Below are 21,235 nucleotides of genomic sequence, written 5' to 3' on the forward strand. Positions count from 1 at the left end.
AGTTATTTATAAATTCTCAATGATGCAGGGGAACAGGAAAAAGTCAACGACAAATCCTGTTCCAATACTTGTCGGTTAAGGGGAAAAGGGGAAGGGGAAAAGGGGCAAGAAAAAACCTTTAACCCTTACCCTTTCACCTTTTCCCCAAACCAAATTAAGAGTTTAAAATCCTTAACCGAGCAGTATTGAATCCTGTTCCCCTTCTGCTTTATTCTGTAATCAAATCTTATTTACTCAGCACTCAGCACTCACAACTACATCCTAACAGTGAGTAAAACCGTCTTATTTAGACGGTCTTTGTTGCGAAATTGAGAGTGTGTAGTTATACTGTCGTTTTGATGATTCACCGATATAAAAAGAGTATTCTCCTGCTGGCCAGAAACCAGACATCTCTGCTTTTCCACCGGAGTAACTATCGGCTTGAATACAGAAGCGTCCTCCAGGGCCATTAATCAGCAGCGTCGGTTGTCCTTCACTCTCAACTGTAACGCGCAAATAAGGTAGTGACTCTTTCACCTGGATAACTTGGCTGGGTTCATCGGGAAGATTTCCACAATTACTTGCCACCGAACCGCCAGAATTGCCATTTAAAACTAGCGGCTCTGTCCGTAAGTTGGCATTAATAACGCTGGGGGGATTCTTGGCGAAATTAGCATCCGTAAAAACCAAATTCATCACCAAAGCTGCGGGAACAACCGTAAATAGTCTGTGCATTTTCATATTATTAAATTAATGCTCCCGACTGTGATCGAGCGATATTGTTAAACATAATCTAAGTTTTTAGACGATGCTAATAAATTTGTGTTCCCTAATACAGAGTATAAAATTTTATCTTTTTAAGAAAAAAATATACCTTAAATAAGATGAAAAAACTATAAAGTCGTTGCATAGTAAGTGTTTGTAAATAAATAACACTTGCTGGTAAGTGATATACCAAAGTTACCAGTATGATTTTTCTTGATCAATCCTTGTTTTATGGCAAGTCCCGTACTATTTCGGAACTTCCGGATTAGCGATGATAAATCATGAAATCCTTGCCATGAAGCTGTTTGAAAAATTTATGCCTGTACTTTTTTAAGAAAAAGATACTCTGCCTTCACTAAAAATGTCTAGCAAACACATACATTAGCTAAAATCACAGACAAAACCGCTTATAAACTGAGGTAGAAAAGATAGATGAATCCTCAACCTGATGAAGATTTGCAACGTCGTCTCCAAAACCTAGAGGCAGAGATTAATTCCTCCCCAAGAGAGGTTTCCCAGCCAGAAAAACAAAAACAGCCATTTGAGTTTAGTTTTGAGAGTTTAAACTCGCAACTAACAAAATTGCAAAGCTGGTTCAATACCTTGTCTGGAACTAAAAAGATAGTATTTTTAGGCGTGACGGCTGTAGTAGGTATTGCAATGTTGCAAACAGTACTAAAACTTGTAGCTTCTGTAATTAGCCTGGCAGTATTGGCAGTGTTGGTGTATGTTGGATACAAATTTTTTGTGTCTAATAGTTTTCAGCAGAAAAAATAGTCTATTTGTAACGATCCCGTAGTGGTGTGAAATAAAGTTAAAGGGAATTATACGATGGCGACCCCAATTGTTAGGAGAAGTAATAATCAATCTAGTAGGTCAAAAGACCCAGAAAAATCGAGTTCTCTGCCATTATTAAGCAAGCGCTTTGCAGCTTGGGCAACAGAAATGACGCTGGTGGTTGCCAGTGGTTTGGTTCCCTTCGGCTTGGGAGTGTATGCCAATTCCAGAAGTGATTTGAACCGTGTACCGCTGAATCCGGTTTTAGTGGTAACAGAAAGAGCGATCGCAAGGCCTTTGGCTTTACCTGTGAGCTATGGTATTCGTAACGTAGCTTGGCCCACTAATATTTTGTGGAGCCTAGCTTTATTAGGGCCTGTGACACTTTCGACATGGCAGTTATTTTTACTCGCAAAAACAGGTAGCACCATTCCCAAACGTCGATTTGGGATTAAAGTGGTGAACGAGCAAGGCACAGCGCCGGGTTTTGGTGCTGTGGTAATCCGCGAAGGACTAGGACGTTGGACTGTACCGTTATCTGTAGCCTATCTGCTGTGGCGCTATAGTTTAGCTTTTCCTAACTTAGGAATTTTCGCAGTTTTGGCCTTATTAGCGATCGCCTCTGAAGGAATTGGCTTACCTGCAAAAAATGGGCGACGGGCAATACATGATATTTTGGCAGGTACTCATACAGTAGATGCCACTCGCCCTTTACCAGCTTCCTTCTCAGATGCTAGCCGCGAAAGTCAAGCCGCTGTCAGCAGCGATGCTGAGTCATTAGCGGATGATCAACAAGGAGCCACGGCATCAGACAATACACCAGCACATCCCCTAGTGGCACTAATTCGGCGTAATCCTAATCTCACATTGATGGGTGTCACACTGGTGAGTATGGTAGCTGTATTAACCACTTTAGTCGGGACTCAAGTCTACATCCAAACTCAAGAAACACAGCGCAAATCGCAGCAAATCAACGGCCAACAGTTTCTAGAACTCGTAAAACAGCTGAACTCTAGCTCATTTGCTACTGTTGAAGAACGCCGCAGTGCAATTGTGGCTATGGGTACTCTCAACGATCCCCAAGCAGTTAAATTTTTAGCAGATCTACTAGTTAAAGAAACCAACCCTATGCTAGTAGATACAATACAACAAGCTTTGGCAAATATTGGGATTAAAGCTTTACCTGAGCTAAAAACTCAAAATCAAATTATTGCTGGGGAAATGGGAGCTGCAGGTACTAATGCAGTCCAGAGATTACAACTCAATCAAAAAGCCATCAACAAAATTCTCGCTGTTTACAGTGGTCAAAGCAACGGCATTGATTTGAGTCGCAGCCAATTAGGTGTCGTCGGTTCTGGAGAAAATTCCTCGTTCAACTTAGTCTTAGACAACGTTGATTTATCTGGAATTAAATTCAAATCTGCCAATCTCAATCAAGCTAGCTTTAAAGGCAGTCGTTTTCGCAGTGTTGGTGAAGATGGACGCTGGGACACCTACGACGATGTCATCGCTGATTTAACTCAGGTGCAGATGAAGCAAGCCAATCTCACCGATGCTAATCTCAGCCGTGTAATGTTGAACCGTAGCGATTTGAGCCGCGCCACTCTCAACCGAGCCAACTTATCTGATGCCCGTTTAATTAATGCTAATCTCAGCAGCGCCCAGCTAGTGGGAGCCGATTTGCGTGGCGCAGTATTAGAAAATGCTAGCTTAACAGGGGCAGATTTAGGCGATGCCAAACTCAACGAAGCTGATTTATATGCTGCTCGTTTAGGTCGTGTAGTAGCTATAGGCACTCAGTTATCCTATGCCAACTTAACCAAAACCGATTGGCAAGGCTCAGATTTATCTGGCGCTGATTTAGAACGTGTCAATCTCAGCAATGCGAATTTAAGTGCTACTCGGATGACTGGTGCAGTGTTGCGTTCTGCTCAAATGGAAAACGCCAACTTGCAAAATGCTGATTTGAGCCTTGTTGATTTACGGGGTGCAAACGTTGCTGGTGCTGATTTTAAGAATGCAGTTCTTTCACCCAGCAAACAAGACCCAGCAGATGAATTTGTCCAAACACCATCTAAAGGTTCCGTTTCTGCTGTAGTGCAAGGAGTTGATTTTTCTCAAGCCAAAAACTTAGATTCCAAACAGCTTGCTTACATTTGCACCCAAGGCGGGATTCATCCGCGTTGTCCGTAGGGTTGGGGACTGGTGACTGGGTATTGGGGATGAGGGAGACAAAAAAATAACAAATCCCAATTACCAATTACCCATTACCCAATGCCCAATGCCCCATGCCCTATGCCCAATGCCCAACATCAGCGATAACATAGGTATTAAAAGGAGCCATTAAAATTTTAAATGGTGTGAGGAAACGGGCAATGAAGCATCTCCGGTCTTTGGTTGTAGTTCTGGGCGCTAGTTCGCTGTTGAATATGGCTACAAGCAGTCAACCAGCACAAGCTCAAGTTGCTTATGGTAGTTATGTTGGTGTGGGCCCTTCTGTAGGATTAAGTGATGGGGCGCAAATTGGTGGGGTGGTGGCTTTTCGTTATAAGCTTTTAGAATCACCGATTTCTTTTCGTGCCCAAGCTTTGATTGGTCATGGTACAGCAATTGTGCCTACGGTTTCTTACGATGTCCCTATCAACTGGCAAACTGATGCCTACTTGGGTGCAGGATTGGCGTTAGCTAGTGGTGACGATCCTTCTCCAGTGGGGAATAAGATTAGTTTTGCTTTGCAACCAGGAATTGATTACACAGTTCCTAATAGCAACACTGTACTTTTTGGTAACGCGATTATCGCTTTTGATGCCTACCGCAATGGTGGTGGTACTGCTTTTTCTTTGCAAGGTGGTGTAGGTTTAAGATTTTAATGACTGAATTGAATATAAAAGCTAAATTCCCAAGTCTTGTAGGCGTGGGATTTTTTTATGTTGTTCAACACAGTCTCTATGAACAGTATGGTTCAATACGCTTGGGTTAAGATCATTAGCGATTAATACTTGTTAAACAAGCCAGCAGAATTGGGGGATTCTCCCCCAAACCCCCGATTGGGTGACGGTTGCGTCCCCCAAACCCCCTCCAAAATTATTGTTCTGTTTTTTGTTGAGTAACTAGTCTTTTATTTTTGTAGAACTCAGCACTTTCAAAGAGTGAACACACAGGGGCGCAGAGTTGTGTATGATCGAACAGGTCACTTGGTTCTGATGGGGATCAGTCATCAGAGGTAACGGGGAAAGTTCGGTGTAAATCCGGCACTGTCCCGCAACTGTGAAGCAATTTGAGATGTGCAAGATTTTGTAGTCGCAATTTCTCAATTGTGTAAGTCAGAACGCCCACCAAAGTTGATTGTTTTGTTCTCACATCTGCGAGGTACAGATGACTGCTGTGAATATTTCTGCGAGTAATTTGGGTGAATCTTCCCATACTCTATTTGTTTGCAAAACCTGTGCCAGTGTTTGGCAAGAAGGAAAGCGTGTAGGCGAGAGTGGTGGGGAAAAACTATTACAAAAACTAGAATTTCTAGCACAAGATTGGGAGTTGCGAGATAAGTTTCCCATTCAGCAAGTGGAATGCATGAGTGCTTGTAACCGTTCCTGCGTTGTCGCCTTTGCTGCACAAGGTAAAACTACATATCTGTTTGGTGATTTGGCAGTGGATGATTGTGCATCTGCGGTGCTGGAATGCGCTAGTCAATACTACAGCAAGCCTGATGGTTTACTGCCCTGGTCAGAACGCCCAGCAGCCTTGAAAAAGGGGATTTTGGCGAAGATTCCCCCCATTGGGAGATGAGGAGATTGGGGACTGGGGAAAGGGAGATGAGGGGGATGAGGGGGATGAGGGAGATGAGGGAGACAATACCAAACACCAAACACCAAACACCAAACACCAAACACCCAATTACCCATTACCAAATGACAAATGACAAATGACAAATGACAAATGACAAATGACAAATGACAAATGACAAATGATAAATGACAAATGACAAATGCCAAATGACAAATGCCAAATGCCAAAGTTTTAATTTTAGGTGGGACGGGAGATGCGGCGGAAATAGCTGTAAGAGTTGCTACTATCCCAGGAGTTGAGGCGATCGCATCTTTGGCTGGTCGTACTCGTCAACCGTCGATTCCGTCTGGAAATGTGCGAATTGGTGGGTTTGGTGGTGTGGCGGGTTTGGTTAGCTATTTGCAAGAGATGAGTATTGATTTTGTCATTGATGCTACCCATCCTTTTGCTAGCCAAATTTCTTGGAATGCGGCGGCGGCTACTGCTGAGGTTGGTATCCCTAGGTTGCTGTTCAATCGTCCTGCTTGGGAAAAGGTAAATGGCGATCGCTGGATTGAAGTTGATAGCATTACTGATGCAGCCGCAGCACTTTCTAATCAAGCACAACGAGTATTTTTGACTGTTGGTAGACAAGAACTCAGCGCCTTTGCACATCTAGAAGGGATTTGGTTTTTGATGCGGGTAATTGATCCGCCTAGCCCTGATGCTTTAACTCCGCCGGGTTTGGTATTGTGCGATCGCGGCCCTTTTGCTTTAGATAATGAACGAGAAATTCTCATTCACCACAAAATAGATACCATCGTTAGCAAAAATAGTGGTGGTGATGCTACTTATGCCAAAATTATTGCGGCGCGAGAACTTGGTATCGAAGTTGTGATGGTAAAGCGTCCAGCTATACCGCCAGGTGAGCAAGTAAGTAATGTAGAAGATGTTGTGGCTTGGTTGTTGAGTAATTTGTAACGTTTAGAAAAAGATGAGCTTCTACAAATCCGTTCTATCCCTGTGCTGTCACTCTCCGAAAACATTTGCCATTTCTGAATTATGCGAGCTTTTATCTACCAAGGGTTAACAAGATTTTTTCTAATAACAAATACAACACTATTAGGATAGCTTGTATGGATTACCTGATGAGGCTTCTAGGGATTACCCTCCCGGAGAGTGAAAAAAGCAGGATATTAGGGCAAAACATTCTGTAAAAATTCCCTCTGAATGCTTCACCCCAATAGAGAATGGGATAATTACAGCCAAGGATGGCGCGGGGGATAGACACCATTGAGGAAGTAGTTACCAACAGCGTAGTATTTCCAACGGACGGGATCATGGAGTGTGTGAGCGCGGGCATTTCGCCAGTGGCGATTGTAGTTGAATTCCTCTAATGTGGATTTAGTACCTGCTAGTTCAAATAACTTGTTGGTAGCTAGGATTGCGGCTTCGGTGGCTAAGGCTTTGACTTCTGCAACTGCAATTGAGGCTTCAACTACTTTGGGTTCTTCTAAGCCTGACTCGTTGGCGATATCCAGAAATTCGCCTGCACGACGCAGCAAAGCTTCAGCAGCGTGGACTTGAATCTGCACGTTACCAAATTCGTATAGTGTCAGGGGGTCTTCGTAGCCTTTTTCTAAATTACTATCAACCCAAGGACGGGTATGGTTACGGACAAAGTGAATGGTGTCACGGACTGCGGCTTTGGCAATTCCCACGTCTACTGCGGCTTGGATGATTTGAGCGATCGCACCCATTGGTGTTGCTCTCTCAAAGGCTAAATAGTGCGGTATGACGTGTTCTGCCTTGACTTTGACATTTTCAATAATGGTAGTACCGCTAGCTGTGGTACGCTGTCCAAAGCTTGTCCAGTCATCGAGTAGAGTCAGTCCTTCGGCATCTCTCTCCACAAATGCTACTACTGTTTTACCATCCGGGTTGCTGGCAATCACAGGAACCCAATGGGCTAGTAATGCGCCAGCCGAGTAGTATTTGCGTCCGTTGAGTACGTAGTCAGAAGCATCTGGTGTTAATTTGGTTTGCACATCGGTGACAGACTTGGTGCCAATTTCCGAGAAGGCGTTACCAAAGCGTTTGCCTTGTAATACTAAATCAAAGAAGAATTTCTTTTGATCATCCGTACCATCCAACCTGACTGCTTCCACCATGTAGAGGTGATTTTGGGGAATTTGTCCGAGGCTAGAATCGGCTTCGGAGATGATTTTAATTACTTCTGCTAAGGTGACGTTTGAGACAAAAGCACCGCCATATTCTTTCGGGACTGTAATTCCCCATAATCCGCTTTGCGAGAACTTCTGCACTTCTTCGGCAGGTAAACGCCGAGTTTGGTCGCGTTCTGAGTCGCCCTTGGCAAACTCAGCTGCTAATTCATGGGCGATCGCGATCGCTTCCTTGTCATCACGAATAATATGCGCCTTCTGTTCTGTATTAATTAGTGATGTCATGATAAAACTCCTTGATTCTGATTTATCGTGTTTAAACGCAGAGTTGTCCCAAATTTAATTTGCTCGGAAATTTGGGCAATTATGAAGATGATTTGGTTACTTAAAAATCGTGATATAGCCGTAGTCAAGTTGGTTAGGACATCGATAAATCATAAAAATTAGACAGCACAAGGCTTTTCACCCTGTCACCTGTCCCCTGCTATATCTGCGTAGGGTTTTCCTGTTGCTGTAGAAGTGGGTTTAGCTGCGATCGCAACAGCTTGGCTCTACAAAACCCACTTCTACAAGATATATGACTGTGAATCTATACCACAGCCAACTCATCAGCAGCCCGACGATGAGATTTAAGTTCCCGCACAATGGGGATTACCTTCTTACCGAAGGCTGGCAAATCATCTGTGTAGTGTAAGAAGCCGCCGAGAATGAGATCAACCCCTGCTTCATGGAATTGGCGAATCTTTTCTGCTACTTGTTCAGCCGTACCAATCAAGCCTGACTTGAAGCCATCGTTATACTGTACTAAATCTTCAAAATTGGAATTTGCCCACATTCCCTCACGTTCACGAGTTGCAGCTCCCGCTTGTTTGACGGCTTCGCCAAATCCTTTCACTGCTTCTACATCGGCTTGGGCAATAATCTCGCGCAATACTTCATGGGCTTCTGCTTCTGTATCTCGTACGATGATAAAGGAATTTAGCCCAAACCTAATTGTGCGTCCTTCTCGACGAGCTAATTCAGACACTTCGGCAATCTGCTCTTTTACCCCTTCTAGGGTATTACCATTCATAAAATACCAATCAGAAACGCGGCCAGCCATACGCCGGGCGGCTTTGGAGTTACCACCTTGGAAAATCTCTGGATGGGGATTCTGATTCACCGGTCTAGGCTTCACCCAACCGCCGTTAATCCGGTAGAAGTCGCCTTTAAAGTGAAACTCATCCTCTGTCCATAAGCCTTTGAGGACGCGGATAAATTCTTCGGAACGACGATAGCGTTCGTCATGGTCTAACCAATGTTCACCATATATAGTGAATTCATCTTTGAACCAGCCGCTAACTACATTCAAAGCAAATCGTCCGTTAGAGAGAAAATCAATACTAGCACCGATTTTAGCGACTACTCCGGGATGCCATAATCCAGGATGAACCGCCGCAATCAACTTCAATTTTTTGGTGACTGGAGCGAGGGCTGATACGGTTGTAAATGCCTCTAGTTGGTACTCAGCCCCATAGCTGGCGATAAATCTAGCTTGGGCTAGAGCGTATTCAAACCCAACCTCTTCAGCTGTTTGAGCTAGTTGAGCATTATAGTCATAAGTCCAGTTTGTCCGTTGGGGAATTTTACTAACTACTAACCCCCCACTGACGTTGGGAATCCAGTATGCGAACTTAATATCTACCATAATTGTGTATTTGAGAATGAAACAGCTTGGTTATTTGTGGAAGTCTGCTTGTGATGCAACAAGTCCGAATTTGTCATCACTAAACAAATCACTTAAAAATTGATCCAAAAAATCTAAAGCTTGATAGCGGCTGCAAAGTCCTCTGAGTTTACAAGTAAACAATCTCAGGATCTGATATTGACAATATACTATAAACCGATTGATTTACCGCATTTTCATGTTTCAGACTTTATCACGACAATTTTGCCGATGTCGTGACTGCATATACTTAAATTCCATTTCAGTATTCCATTTTGGAATACCGCTAACGTTTGTTGAATATTTAATAATTCTTTTATATTTGGTGGGTATCATCCTGATTATGTCCAAGAAACCCGAAATACAGGACTCAACAAAGGATTACTACTATTCCATATCGTGATAAGTGAATACTTTTCAACGCTTGAGATTACTCTCATCTGCAACTATACACAGCAGAAATAAATATGGTAGTGTGAACTACTAAACCACGGCAAAGAGATAAAGATATCGTATTTTATTGAATCTCTCGTCGAAAAAGGCACAGGAAGAAGATTTATGGCACTTCAGTTTGGAATTTGGTCGCCAGTCTGTGGTGGATGGTTGCGGGTTGTGAATCACGAGGCTAATGTATCTTCGCAAGATTTGGTAAAGTTGGCAATTGAAGCAGATGAGTTAGGTTATGACTTCTATTACATTCCTGAACATTACTTGAATGCTATTCATGGGCCTGACTACAATGTCGCTGACGCATGGATTACAGCAGCTTTGGCAAGTTTGAATACCAAGAACATCAAGATTGTGGCGGCTGTACAACCCGGTTTTAAACTACCTGCGGTGGTTGCTAATGTAAGTGCAAACATTCAAAATCAATTAAGTAAAGGCAGATTTGCCCTGAGTGGGATTGCTGGATGGTGGAAGCTAGAAGTAGAAAGTTATGGAGATATTTGGCTCCCCCATAGTGAGAGATACGCCCGATTGGAAGAGTATATTGAGGTCATCAAGGGGCTGTGGACAGTCGATAACTTTAATTATGTTGGCAAATATTATACTATTAAGGATGGTATTTTAACTGATAAACCTCTAGCAACACCGCCTATTTTTATTGCTGGAGAATCAGAGCGGGCAATTAATTTAGCAGCACGTCACGGAGATTATTTATTTATCAATGCTGATGAACCAGAAAAAACAGCAGCATTGGTGCAGAAGGTGAAAACATTGGCAAGCGATCGCTACGGGCGTAATATTCAAGTAGCTATGAGTGCGTTTGCGATCGTTGGTGAACATACAGCCGAAGCTGAAGCTAGACTAGCTGCGATTTATCGTTCTGCTGATCAGCAACAGATTAAATACTTTCAAGAGCAAATCGATCCTAACGTAGTTGCCCATAACAAACTAGATATCAGTCAAACCATTGAAGCAAATCTTGGTTTATCTGCTCAACTGGTAGGCGATCGCTATACTATTATTCAACGTCTCAAAGAATACGAAGCTGTTGGCGTTGATTTAATCATCCTCAAATTTGAATCGATGTTGGAAGATACTATCCGCTTCCACAAACTAGTTATTTCCGAATACACACAACAAAATAACTTAGTTAGGTTGTAATTAAAATCTTGCCCTACATAGCATGAATAAGATTAAACTCGAAGATATTACCCTCAATCACCTCAAAATTTTAAAAGCAGTAGATGATTGTGGTAGCTTCTCGAAAGCAGCCCAAAAACTAGGATATAGTCAAGCACTAATTAGTAAGAAAGTAAAGCAAGCAGAGGATTATTTTGGGGTAATTCTGCTAAATCGCTCTCCTGGCTCTATCTGCTTAACTAATAAAGGCAAGAAATTGATTTCCCAAACACTTAATGTTGTTGAAACTGTAGAAAATCTGCGAGAAGAATTTCACGCAACATTTAGCGCTGAGGGTGAAGATTTGATATTGGGAGCGACTAGTTTAATTTTAGAAGTCTGGTTAAAACAATATTCGCAGCGATTTCAGCTTTGTTTTCCCGGTAGAAATATCAAAAAAATTGAGGCTCACAGTAATAGTTTTTTCTCTACTTCTCAAGTCTTAGATATAGATTTATTGCTTAACAGTTGTTCTGGATATAAGGAAGAACATCACTGTACTAGATTAACAACTCATAAAATGGTGCTGTTCTCTTTTGGGAAAAATAAATATCCCAATGAGTATAGCTTGATTAAAATAAATGAGATTGACTGGGCTGAAGTTGTACTTTTAGATGAGGTTCATCGGGAATTATCTAAAAATGAATTTTTGTTGGAGAAATTAAGTAGGGTTAAAATACTAACCAATTATCAAGATGTCCTCAAATATGCTTCAGGAAATCAGAAATCAACCGTTTTACCTGACTTTTGTGAAGCTGAGATCATATCTCAATACCAAGTTTTAACCTCGACCATACAAGATGTTAATGAATATGGGATTTATATTCATGTTCCCCGCTTTAGTGAATTGTTAATTTCCGCAGAGGGTTTGGTCAGAAGTTTTAGACTCGAACAAAATAACTTGGAAAGTGTGCCTAATGTAAATTTAATTTTAGGTAGCTATTCTGCTAAAGAGGAAAATGTTCTGAGGATAGGGATTCAGCGTGATTCCATAGGACAATTTATTGCAGGCTATGGAACTAAGTATATTTCTGATTTACAGAGATCATCCGCATTAATTGAACAGCCTATTTTTAAAAATGTTGAAATTCATCGAGATTTTGATTTACAAATTCTGCCCTTTTCCTCTGGAGAAGAAATGAACCGCCAGATGAAACGCAAAGAACTAGATATTTGTATTTTAGATGATATTTCTCTCTTGAATAATGGTAGTCAATTTTTTGATGATTTAAGTTTTGGTTCTAAATTAATTGGGATTGCTTCGTATAATCTTTTGGGTCAGGATGTGAACATTGTTCTCCATAAAGATTCTGCCATACATACTGTTAATGAGCTTAAAGGAAAAAGAATTTCTACGTTATTTGGTTCAAATGCCCATCGGTTCATCATTACTCTGTTTGACCTCTATAATATGGATGTCAGTAAAGATTGTAGATTAATAAATGAAGATCCACAAAGGGCTAGTAGGAGTCTCGCTAACAAAACTATAGATGCCTACGTGTGTTGTCACACTTTTGCGTCAATTTTAGAACGATATGCTTTTGTCAGAAAACTGCCTTTATCTCAAACAAATAGTTTAAGAATTCCATCAATTAGAGGAATTGTTTGTCGTTCACAGTTTATTAAAGAAAACCCGAAAATTGTTGTAGCTTATTTACATGATTTGCTAGTTGCTAACTATTGGTTTAATTCATCTCCAATTCAGGCGACAGATTTATTAACTAAAGTAATTGATGTGAGAAAAACTCAAGTTAATCAGTTTTTTAATCCTGTATTTGGTAACCGCATCGATCCGACCCTCAAACCTCAATGGTCTTGGTTGCTAAAAACTTTAAATCGCAGGTTGGAAGGAAAATATGGCATTTCCCTGTTTGATGTAGATTTCTGGATAGATGATTATTTCTTGAGGCTCGTCTATAACCTGCTAAATTTAGATTATCATTTTCATCAAGTTTCTTTTGCAAGTGAATTTTCTAGTAGCTATTTTTTAGAAGAACAGTTTAGCCGACACCTGAAAGTTCTCTATGATAATTATGATTTACCACTACAAGATGAAGATATCAGTCATAGGGCAATATCCAGTGTCAACTTCACAAAAGTCAGCACCACTTAAATCAACTCCAAATCAGAACAAATGCTGAGATACTCAATTAAATTATTATTTCATGACTGAAAGTATCAAATTGTACCTACATAAATCAATTCATCCCTCTATTCAGCAACGCTGAAAAATTCAGCCCTTCACCCAATGTGCAACTCAAAATCAATCAACCGATAGTTCAACACATTAACAGCCTGTTGTTCTAGCTGAGTCGATAGAGTCTCAGCGATATCGATCATCTGATTTATTTCAGCTTGCCATGCTAAATTTGTGCTAAATACTTCTCGGTAAAACTGGATACACCCTCGCAAATGAGAAATGAATGAATGAGTTAATCTAGTTTTATAATGATTTAATGCAGATATATCAGGAATGCGATCGCTCAAAATTGCATCAATTACCGCTCCTGCCAATATTGCACTGCGTAATACAAAAGGCGTACCTTCTCCACTTACAGGATCAATCTTAATCGCAGGTTCGCCCACCATCAGCCAACCTAAACCGCAGAGAGGCCATTCCAAGTGGGGGGCAGAAACAAAACAATTTACCTTTTGCAAATCGTTGACAAACTTGCTGATTGTAGTGCTTTGATACAAACATTCTAATAACGCCCGTCGAGGATTGACTGGCGTTATCGGCAAACATGCCTGAAGCATAGCGCTAGAGCCATTGACTGGAGCATAAAATAACCAACCGTCAGCCAACGATTCCATATAACAGGTGTATGCAGATTTGGGCGTGTCTTGTACCTCTGCGGTGACTATGACTCGTTGACCACCAATCAAAGATTGAGAACTTTCAGACAAAGCGATCGCTACGCCCGCCGTTGGTGTAAAACTTCCCTGCGGGACGCGGCGTGAACGTGGAAGCAAGCTAGACGCAGCAGCACCTTGTTTGTGTTTGGTATAGACTGTCCAAGCATATTTCTGGGATATTTGTTCAGCAGTCCATTGACTAGCATCAATCATAGGCGTGTGCTGTATGACCTTGGAGTTTTTTAGTAACTCTAGTAAAGAGTGGGTTCTAATCGCCAATGCAGGCTGTTCTACCAGCACTGGCTGTGTGCCCCAACACACCCAACGATGAGTCAGACGTTGACTATCAACACCCAAATTCACATCCGGGAAAAGTTCGGTAAGCAATGTTTCGCTCACATCGTTGAGTACTAATGAAGGCCCGTAAAAGTTAGATTTTTTTGGGTAACATAGCAAATCGCAAGGATAACCCAGCTTAGTTAAAACTGCGACTACAGCATAAGCACTCAAACTATCGCCAACAACAGCCACACGAGTCACGTCGCCTCGCTCCTAATTCAAAATTACAGTACTTCCGGTAGCTATGAGGTCAATCCTAAAAGCTGAAGCTGAAAGCGATAATAGGAGGAGGCAAGGAGAAAACTATATTGCATACGCTGTAACATACTTCCTGCTTCCTGCTTCCTCCTTCATGTCATCGTTGTTAGGGAACAAACTTCAGACTGACTCATTGAAATGTGGTTTCGGAAATAGCATTATCAAAATGTGCAAACACTTCATCAATACTTTCATTGTGTGCTTTCTGCAAAACTTTAGAAAGAATCGGCTCTTTCAATACCTTGGATTCAGTCAATGGTGCTTTTTGGGCAAATTGAGCGATCGCAGGGCTTTGTAATACCCCTGATTCTAGCAATTGCCTTCTGGCTGTATTTAACAAAGTGTGGGCAATCTCCTGGGATGTAACAGGAGGATCGCTTTCCCACCATTTAGGAATAGTAAACAGTGGTGTCATTCCTTTTTCTGCCAGTTGAAAATTGATTGCGTTCAGCTTAAACATCAAGGAAATCGCTTTGCGTAGCGATGCACCACTGATTTTCTCATTTTGCATAGCAAACGCCAACTTCAAAAACACTATCAACGTTAAATATACAGCGTCACTTTGTTTTTGTAGGATGAACCCTTCGCTGCCTAATTCTTCAACGTGGGGAACACCATAGAGCTTACTGTTAGGTAATTCCGGGTTAGGTTGATCGCTTAGTTCACTCCAGTGACCGCCGCGAATATATTTTGGCAAATCACCACGACCCGCATTGTCATAGAAAGCCAAATTCTGCTGGGCGGTACTGAAACGCACATAGTGTCCTTCACCCTCATCAATAATCAGCTTGATGATCTCCACCGCCCGACGTTGGGTTTCTGGGTCTAACTCTTCTGGCGAAAGCTGTTGCAACGAGGTCTGAATCCCAACATACATCCCATCCAGCCCAATTGAGGTAGAGCGACTAGGTTCTTCTACATCGATAAACCACTGCAACTGAGTACTGGTAAGACTTTGCAAATAAAAAGGTACTTCAAATCTGCGTCCAATTTTCGCAGCCCGTTTGACAGTCGTTTCGACTCCCAGTAACTTTAGTACTTGGTTAACCCAGTGCAAATGGCGCATTTCATCAATAGCGATATTGAAGACCTCATTCGCCCCTTTCCAAATACGGAATGTTTTCAAATCTGGCTCTGGCGGCTCCTCGGCTGGAGCATTTACAGAATAGTAGGCGTAGAGATATTGCACCGCTAGAGCGTGTTCTACTGTAGCTAAATAAGCTAATTCCTTTTTAATTTCTTCTAGAGTTAAAATCCGTCCTTTCGGGGGAATAGGAGGTTTGTAGGATTCGCCATATTCCCGACCATTCACCACTGGGCGCAGTTGCTCCCAATCGACCATCATTTCTGCATAGTCGATTTCCCGCAGGCGACGAGCTTCGTAACTGTTAGCAATATCTTCGGTTTGTGGTTCTATATTCGAGTTCTTACGCTGGAAGTTGAGATATTGGTATTTACCATCTTCACTACTATTGACATCAGGCTTATTAGATGCCCAATAAAAACATTGGCAATCCCGGAAATCGTAAGTCCAGGGAGTACACAGGGTACGTGTGAGTTCACCTGGTTTGTAAACATCTGGATCAATGACACCTTGATTGCTCAAGTAAACTGACCGATCTGTAATCAAGACGGCAAATTTCAATTTACCATTTGGATCTCGTTCTACATGGCTATTGTTATTGTTCCAAGAGCTATCTAACTGAGCTTTCGCAGCGTTCAGACTATCACCGTTCGTTGGTGGTTTCGTCCCGATCGCCACGGCAGTTTTTCCCGCAAACAGCGCATTAACTTTGCGCCAGATATATAAGCCGCCTAAGTCTTTAGTATCAACGAACTCAATGGCAGGCGGATTTTCTGCATCCTGATCAGCAGCAGTTTTCCCCTTGAGAATCCACAAAAACAAGTCATCTTGGAGATCGCTTTCTTTCAATCCTAAATTAATCCACTGGGCGGCGCGATCGCTGGGAGTTAATTCCACAAGTCGAGCGCCATCACCCCGATAAACTTCAAAATACAAACCGGGGAAGAAGTACTTATGTAGATTCCTCGCATCCATTTCCAACCCAGGATAGCAATTGTCTACAGCATCTTCTGGGCGGGTAGTGGTTGGGTTCCCCGGAACAATGTAAGCGGCTCGTGCAGTCAGGTTACGCGGAAAAATCTTCCATTCTTTTGGATCTTGGGGGGAAAATTCATTTGGCCGCCACGGGTTATTGTTCTTGGTGATTTTCATATTTTTCCACTTAAATTTGTAATTCCGTTTGCAAAGTAGGTTTCGGGAGTCACAAAATACTCAGGAGTGTAAGTAGACAATTCGGCATAAGCTGCCAAACAGAATTCCAGCCAGCCGCGAATGTAATCGCAGCCAATTCGCCCACGTTTGCTGACTTCGTGGTAACAACCTCCTCCACAGAGGTAACGCGCCCAACAATCACTACATGGTTTGATGGAGTTGACATGATGGCGCTGTAATAGCTGCTGTCGAGCCGCAAAGTCTGAGCCTTGCTGGACTGAACCCATAGCCCACTCTTCATCTCCTACCAATCGATGACAGGCATAAAGTTGGCCTTGGGCATTCACGCTCAGATAACCCGCACCTGCACCACAGGGGTAGGGACGATGGCTACCACGATGGATTTCATTAAGTGCCGTTTCAAAGTTGGTAAATGGGAAACGCTTACCCTGCAACAGGTGTTGTTTACATACCTCACCACATTCGATCATGTGCTGCAAAAATAGCTCGAACTCTTCAGGCCCAAAGGCATACTCTGCATTGGGTGACACCAGCACCGGAGCAAATCCCGCATCATCAACACCCAAGGACAGGACATGCTGCAAAATTGGCAGTAAGCGTCCGCTTTGGGGCGTGACTGTCATCCGAGCCGACAAATGACCAGGACGCTGAACTGACATGACTTCTAAGCCACGTAAAACCGCTGCGTAACTTCCGCGACCATTGACTGTTGGGCGCAATTGGTCATTGAGCAATTGCGGCCCATCAAGGCTAACAGACACATTAAATCGGTACTCGGCGAATAAGGCTGCATCTTCCTCTGTCACCAAAGTGCCGTTTGTAGTCAGAGAAAACCGGACTTTATGTCGGGTTTCTTGACCGCGCTGGCTGGCATAACGAGTAATGTGGTGGATTAATTGGCGGTTTAACAGCGGTTCTCCCCCCATAAACCCGACAACTAAATCTACACCAGGCTCGGCCTCGGCGATGAGACGGTCTACGGCTTGCTGGGCAATGTCCTGGGGCATAAACTGGGTTTTGCTGCCAAACTTGCCTTCGTCAGCATAACAATACTTACAGCCAAGATTGCAGCTTTGGGCAACGTTCAACGATAAAGAACGCAGGGGAGGCGGTTCGAGGGGAGTATCATCAATGGCAGGCTGACCACCTGGCATCACAAAGCTTTGGCGAAAGTTGGCGATTTCCTGCTCGTTCACCGAGTCGTCTACCACTAGCAATTGAGCGATGCGCTGGGCGGTGGACTCGTCGAGATCGAACACTCGTGAAGCGTCTACCACCAGCAAGTGTTTGGCAACAGCACTCTCAAATAGATGAAAGTCGCGGGATAAATTGTCTACTTCCGGCGAGATGGGTGACTGTGGTAATGGAAGATTCATGATCAACTATCCTCATCAAGAGATGTTCCTTGGCCGTTTTGTAACACTTCTAACCATTCCTTCATCAAGTAGTACTGACGTTGGGAAATGGACATCGGTGTGGAATCGGAACCTCGCATTAAGGCGGGCATTTGTTTGTCGTAGGATTTCGGTTCGTCAGTGGGTTTGCGAATCCATTGTTTAAACACTTCTGGACGTTGTCCCATACGTTGCTTGAACACTTCGTAAGCTAGAAAGCGGACGTGATTCATCCGACCTAATTCGGTCAAAGGTAATGGATGCCCTGGGCGTGGAGGTACGGGGTCGAAAGGGAAAGGAGCGTCTGTGCCTGAATCACTTGGGTTATTGGCTAACTGCGATCGCAAATTTTGCTGATCCAAATTAGAAGCTTCCATTGTCTCGCGGACTCGTTGCATTAAATCAGCGATTTCTGCTTCTGTTTCTGCCCAGTTTTCCCCCTCGATAAATCCTTGATGCAAAACTTCGTCTCGTTTGACTAAATCGCTCAAACCATCAGCAATGGAAACAAATGGTCGGCGGTCTGGTTGGAAGTCTTGCGGACAACATGTGTAACGAGCATAAGCCGTGAGTTGACCTGTAGCGACACTTGCTCCTTTGACTGTCACTTTAATCAAACCATCATTGGAATCATCCAAAAATCCCAAGCTAGTGGTATCCGGTTCTTGAGCATACAAACCACCTGGATTGGTGCGTGGATCTTGATTATCGTCTGGCCCGGGATTCCAGTGAGGCCATGCAGCATCGGGATTGAGACAGCAATTGATTTGTCGCAAAAATGCCGCTTGGTCTTGAATCAGTGGGATCAACTGGGTTAAGTTGCGATCGCAACTATTGCTAGGAGCATAAATCAATCCCTGGGGTGGGGTAATTCGCAAACGCAACTCAGGCCAACTTGGATTAGGGCGAATTACCTGCACATGGCCTAATGGAATATCCACACCAGGGGGAATCAGAGGATTTTCTGCCCCTTCGGGACTGTGACCCAATATCGGGTGTAAAAGATGATTTGTACCGGGAATTTCGAGCGCAGCTGCAACTAGATCCCCTTCTGCTAAGGTGTAGTGATATGCTTTGCGGTTGGCGGCTTCCACGTACCACACTACATCATTGAGACTCAACTTAGCTGCTTGCAATTGATTCAGTCCTATGGGGCCTTCATACCCGTCTGACCAACGTCCATGTAACTCAAAAAACGGACAAACCGGTCGCCACTTACCTTTATCTTTGAAACGAATTTCTTCTGGCAAATAAGCAGAAATATTGCCGTTGGGATCGATATTAAACGTCAGTGCAGGTTTGATGACTGTTTCAGCTGTACCCCGAGGCGAGTAATCATTCTCTGCCCAATGGAAATTCTCCATTGGATATGGGGATTGTCCAAAACGAGCAAAGGCTAAGGGGGGACAAATCCAAATTTCTTCCAAACTTAAGAAATCTTGTGAAGACATAAGTAAAGTTAATAGTTAACGAGAGATTTTTGATGGCAAAAACTAATTTTGGATTTTCAGATTCGGTTGGATGGGTAGGCGCATAGTATTCAAGAATTGAATTACAGCAGTTCGGTCACTAGAACTCAGATTTTTGAAGGCTTGTACTGCTGAAGCCGCTTCACTACCATCATTAGGATCGCTAAGATTAGCGTGCTTGGCGATCGCTTCTTGCAAAGAACGAGCGCGACCATCATGCAGCCAAGGGCCTGTATCAGCAACTCCCCATAGAGGTCGAGTTAAAAAGTCAGGAGGTTGGATAGATATCCCTTTAACATCCGTGCCTTGATTTACTGAATCTGATAATCCTTTACCCATGTTGTGGGTACGAAGATCGCTGTAGAGTGGGACAGTAATTTTGCCGTTGGAGTTTTGAGGTAAACGCGGGAAGATGTAACTTGGTAAAGTGTTATCTATGGGAGTCAGAGGAATCGTATAACCAGTGACTGGCTGCTGTGTTGCAGTTAAAGCTTCACTTGTTTTAGCTGCGCTACGCTCTCCTGTTGCTACAATCCGATCAAATATCGCTTTTTTCTCCGGAATGGCAGCTTGCAATCCTTCCAGTGTCGGTGCTGTTTCCATCTGGGCTATTTCTTGTTTGAACTGGTTGTAATAGCGCTGGAATTTCTGAATAACAGATAGTTCATCCTGAGATTGCTGGGCATTGATGAGAGTGGGCGGGGCTTGAGATAAAAAAGCAGCCTTGGTTGCTGAAGGTATCTCTGGGTCGTCGATAGTTAGGTAGGGATTATTGATAGTTAACTTTGGTATATGGCAGCTAACGCAATTTAAATTACCCGTTCCTGCACCGAAAAGTTGTTGACCCCGACTGACCACAGTTGCCTGATCTGGTGGTATTTGCTGCTGTGGCGGACGGGTCATCGCTACAAAAGTTGTCAGTGCTGATAGGTTACCTACAGTAACTTCATTAACTTTGCCATCCTTGTCAGGGTCATTATTCAGTCCTACTTTCTCTACGGCTTGTAGACTAAAGTGAAAATCTAGAGCATCGCGCACGAAGTGGCGAACACTGGAAGCAATTCCTTTCCATTGAAAAGGCCGAACAATCAAGTCTGATGCTACCCCTTTGATTCCTGAGGTATCGTCTGTGAATGAGTTGCTGTCTGCATTATAAGTGCTACCAAAGTAACCAAAGTTGATTCCTTTGGAATTTAAATCTTGCTTTACATACTGTCCTGGATGATTTTTAGCGATTTCATGGACGACCGATTTGAGATATTGCAGATCGAGGGTAATCTCATCACCTAACTGCTGGGTATAGCCTGTACCAAAAACATGAGGTGGGCTACGAAGTAATTCTGTTAGATGTTTCGGAAAATTAGGATTAATGAATGCGGTGCTAGCAAACCCTGCTGAACCACCAGTCACACCAGGCTTGCGTAGAAAAGCGTTGCTTTGAGTCCCTGGTTGTTTGTATTCCCCAATGCTGTTATGACATTCAAAACAACTTTGGGAATCAAGACCATTTAATCTCAAGAAGGGAAAGGTCGGATCTTGAGGATATAAAGCTGCTCTTTGGGGTGAACGAGGCCCTGTTGGCCCTTCACCAATGCCGTCTGTAGGTGTATAGGGATTGGTATAGAATTGATTTCCCGACTCTAAAACCTTACGTAGTTTATATCCCCCTTTAAGTAATGTATTTTGGTCAATGTTAACGTCAGAAGTAAAGACTGGATCTTCTGTATATTTATTTGGTGGGTTTGTTGTTTGAGCTAACATATCGGACGTGCAGAATCCGAATAAACTAAAGAAGCTGACTAAAAGAAGAATGCTAATCAGCTGGAAAAATTTCCCTTTTAGTTGAATCATCTTGTTGT

General features: G+C 43.0%; 16 protein-coding genes and 1 riboswitch. Of the genes, 8 read left to right on the forward strand and 8 right to left on the reverse strand.

From position 1 onward, the window contains the following. Positions 1–282: 282 nt before the first annotated feature. Positions 283–720 (reverse strand): hypothetical protein, encoded by a 438-nt coding sequence (locus HG267_RS34725; RefSeq protein ID WP_045870172.1) that lies wholly within the window; start codon positions 718–720, stop codon positions 283–285. A gap of 456 nt (positions 721–1,176) precedes the next feature. Here HG267_RS34725 and HG267_RS34730 point away from each other — a divergent pair, with 456 nt between their 5' ends. The 6 genes from HG267_RS34730 (at position 1,177) to HG267_RS34755 (ending at position 6,270) form a co-directional block, all read left to right on the forward strand. After that, positions 1,177–1,521: a hypothetical protein gene (locus HG267_RS34730; protein WP_045870171.1), complete on the forward strand. Its 345-nt coding sequence runs from the start codon at positions 1,177–1,179 to the stop codon at positions 1,519–1,521. Positions 1,522–1,575: 54 nt separating this feature from the next. After that, complete coding sequence (locus HG267_RS34735; RefSeq protein ID WP_045870170.1) at positions 1,576–3,714, forward strand: pentapeptide repeat-containing protein; 2,139 nt, start codon at positions 1,576–1,578, stop codon at positions 3,712–3,714. 182 nt (positions 3,715–3,896) lie between these two features. Beyond that, on the forward strand, positions 3,897–4,391 hold the full coding sequence (locus HG267_RS34740; RefSeq protein ID WP_045870169.1) for a hypothetical protein: 495 nt from the start codon (positions 3,897–3,899) through the stop codon (positions 4,389–4,391). 308 nt (positions 4,392–4,699) lie between these two features. After that, positions 4,700–4,876: riboswitch (cobalamin riboswitch) on the forward strand. A gap of 20 nt (positions 4,877–4,896) precedes the next feature. Further along, the gene (locus HG267_RS34745) at positions 4,897–5,310 is read left to right on the forward strand and encodes a DUF1636 domain-containing protein (RefSeq protein ID WP_045870168.1); all 414 of its coding nucleotides are present in this window, start codon (positions 4,897–4,899) and stop codon (positions 5,308–5,310) included. Then, entirely contained in the window at positions 5,300–5,443 is a 144-nt protein-coding gene (locus HG267_RS34750; protein WP_168160969.1) for a hypothetical protein, read from the forward strand. Before HG267_RS34745 ends, HG267_RS34750 begins: the two co-directional genes overlap by 11 nt. An 80-nt stretch (positions 5,444–5,523) precedes the next feature. Beyond that, positions 5,524–6,270, forward strand: coding sequence for a cobalt-precorrin-6A reductase (locus HG267_RS34755; protein ID WP_045870167.1), 747 nt, complete (start codon positions 5,524–5,526; stop codon positions 6,268–6,270). 278 nt (positions 6,271–6,548) lie between these two features. On the opposite strand, the gene HG267_RS34760 is transcribed toward HG267_RS34755, so the two are convergent. Then, complete coding sequence (locus HG267_RS34760; protein WP_045870166.1) at positions 6,549–7,757, reverse strand: SfnB family sulfur acquisition oxidoreductase; 1,209 nt, start codon at positions 7,755–7,757, stop codon at positions 6,549–6,551. A 304-nt stretch (positions 7,758–8,061) separates the two neighbouring features. After that, positions 8,062–9,159: a dimethylsulfone monooxygenase SfnG gene (sfnG, locus tag HG267_RS34765; protein ID WP_045870165.1), complete on the reverse strand. Its 1,098-nt coding sequence runs from the start codon at positions 9,157–9,159 to the stop codon at positions 8,062–8,064. A 576-nt stretch (positions 9,160–9,735) separates the two neighbouring features. Between sfnG and HG267_RS34770 the strand changes: the two genes are divergently transcribed. Both HG267_RS34770 and HG267_RS34775 read left to right on the forward strand, forming a co-directional pair. Next, positions 9,736–10,785, forward strand: coding sequence for an LLM class flavin-dependent oxidoreductase (locus HG267_RS34770; RefSeq protein WP_045870164.1), 1,050 nt, complete (start codon positions 9,736–9,738; stop codon positions 10,783–10,785). Positions 10,786–10,807: 22 nt separating this feature from the next. Then, on the forward strand, positions 10,808–12,916 hold the full coding sequence (locus tag HG267_RS34775) for a LysR family transcriptional regulator (RefSeq protein ID WP_045870163.1): 2,109 nt from the start codon (positions 10,808–10,810) through the stop codon (positions 12,914–12,916). Between the two features lie 128 nt (positions 12,917–13,044). On the opposite strand, the gene HG267_RS34780 is transcribed toward HG267_RS34775, so the two are convergent. From HG267_RS34780 to HG267_RS34800, 5 genes are all read right to left on the reverse strand, one after another. Continuing rightward, a complete protein-coding gene (locus HG267_RS34780; RefSeq protein WP_045870162.1) occupies positions 13,045–14,199 on the reverse strand; it encodes an NAD(P)/FAD-dependent oxidoreductase in 1,155 nt (384 codons plus the stop codon). A 187-nt stretch (positions 14,200–14,386) separates the two neighbouring features. Further along, positions 14,387–16,492: a ferritin-like domain-containing protein gene (locus HG267_RS34785; RefSeq protein WP_045870161.1), complete on the reverse strand. Its 2,106-nt coding sequence runs from the start codon at positions 16,490–16,492 to the stop codon at positions 14,387–14,389. Then, positions 16,489–17,889: a radical SAM/SPASM domain-containing protein gene (locus HG267_RS34790; protein WP_052335170.1), complete on the reverse strand. Its 1,401-nt coding sequence runs from the start codon at positions 17,887–17,889 to the stop codon at positions 16,489–16,491. Before HG267_RS34790 ends, HG267_RS34785 begins: the two co-directional genes overlap by 4 nt. 2 nt (positions 17,890–17,891) lie before the next feature. Then, entirely contained in the window at positions 17,892–19,358 is a 1,467-nt protein-coding gene (locus tag HG267_RS34795; protein ID WP_045870160.1) for a hypothetical protein, read from the reverse strand. 42 nt (positions 19,359–19,400) lie between these two features. Then, complete coding sequence (locus HG267_RS34800; protein ID WP_045870159.1) at positions 19,401–21,137, reverse strand: di-heme oxidoredictase family protein; 1,737 nt, start codon at positions 21,135–21,137, stop codon at positions 19,401–19,403. Between the last annotated feature and the right edge of the window lie 98 nt (positions 21,138–21,235).

The organism is Tolypothrix sp. PCC 7601 (genome assembly GCF_025677855.1).
Taxonomy (GTDB): Bacteria; Cyanobacteriota; Cyanobacteriia; order Cyanobacteriales; family Nostocaceae; genus Aulosira; species Aulosira diplosiphon.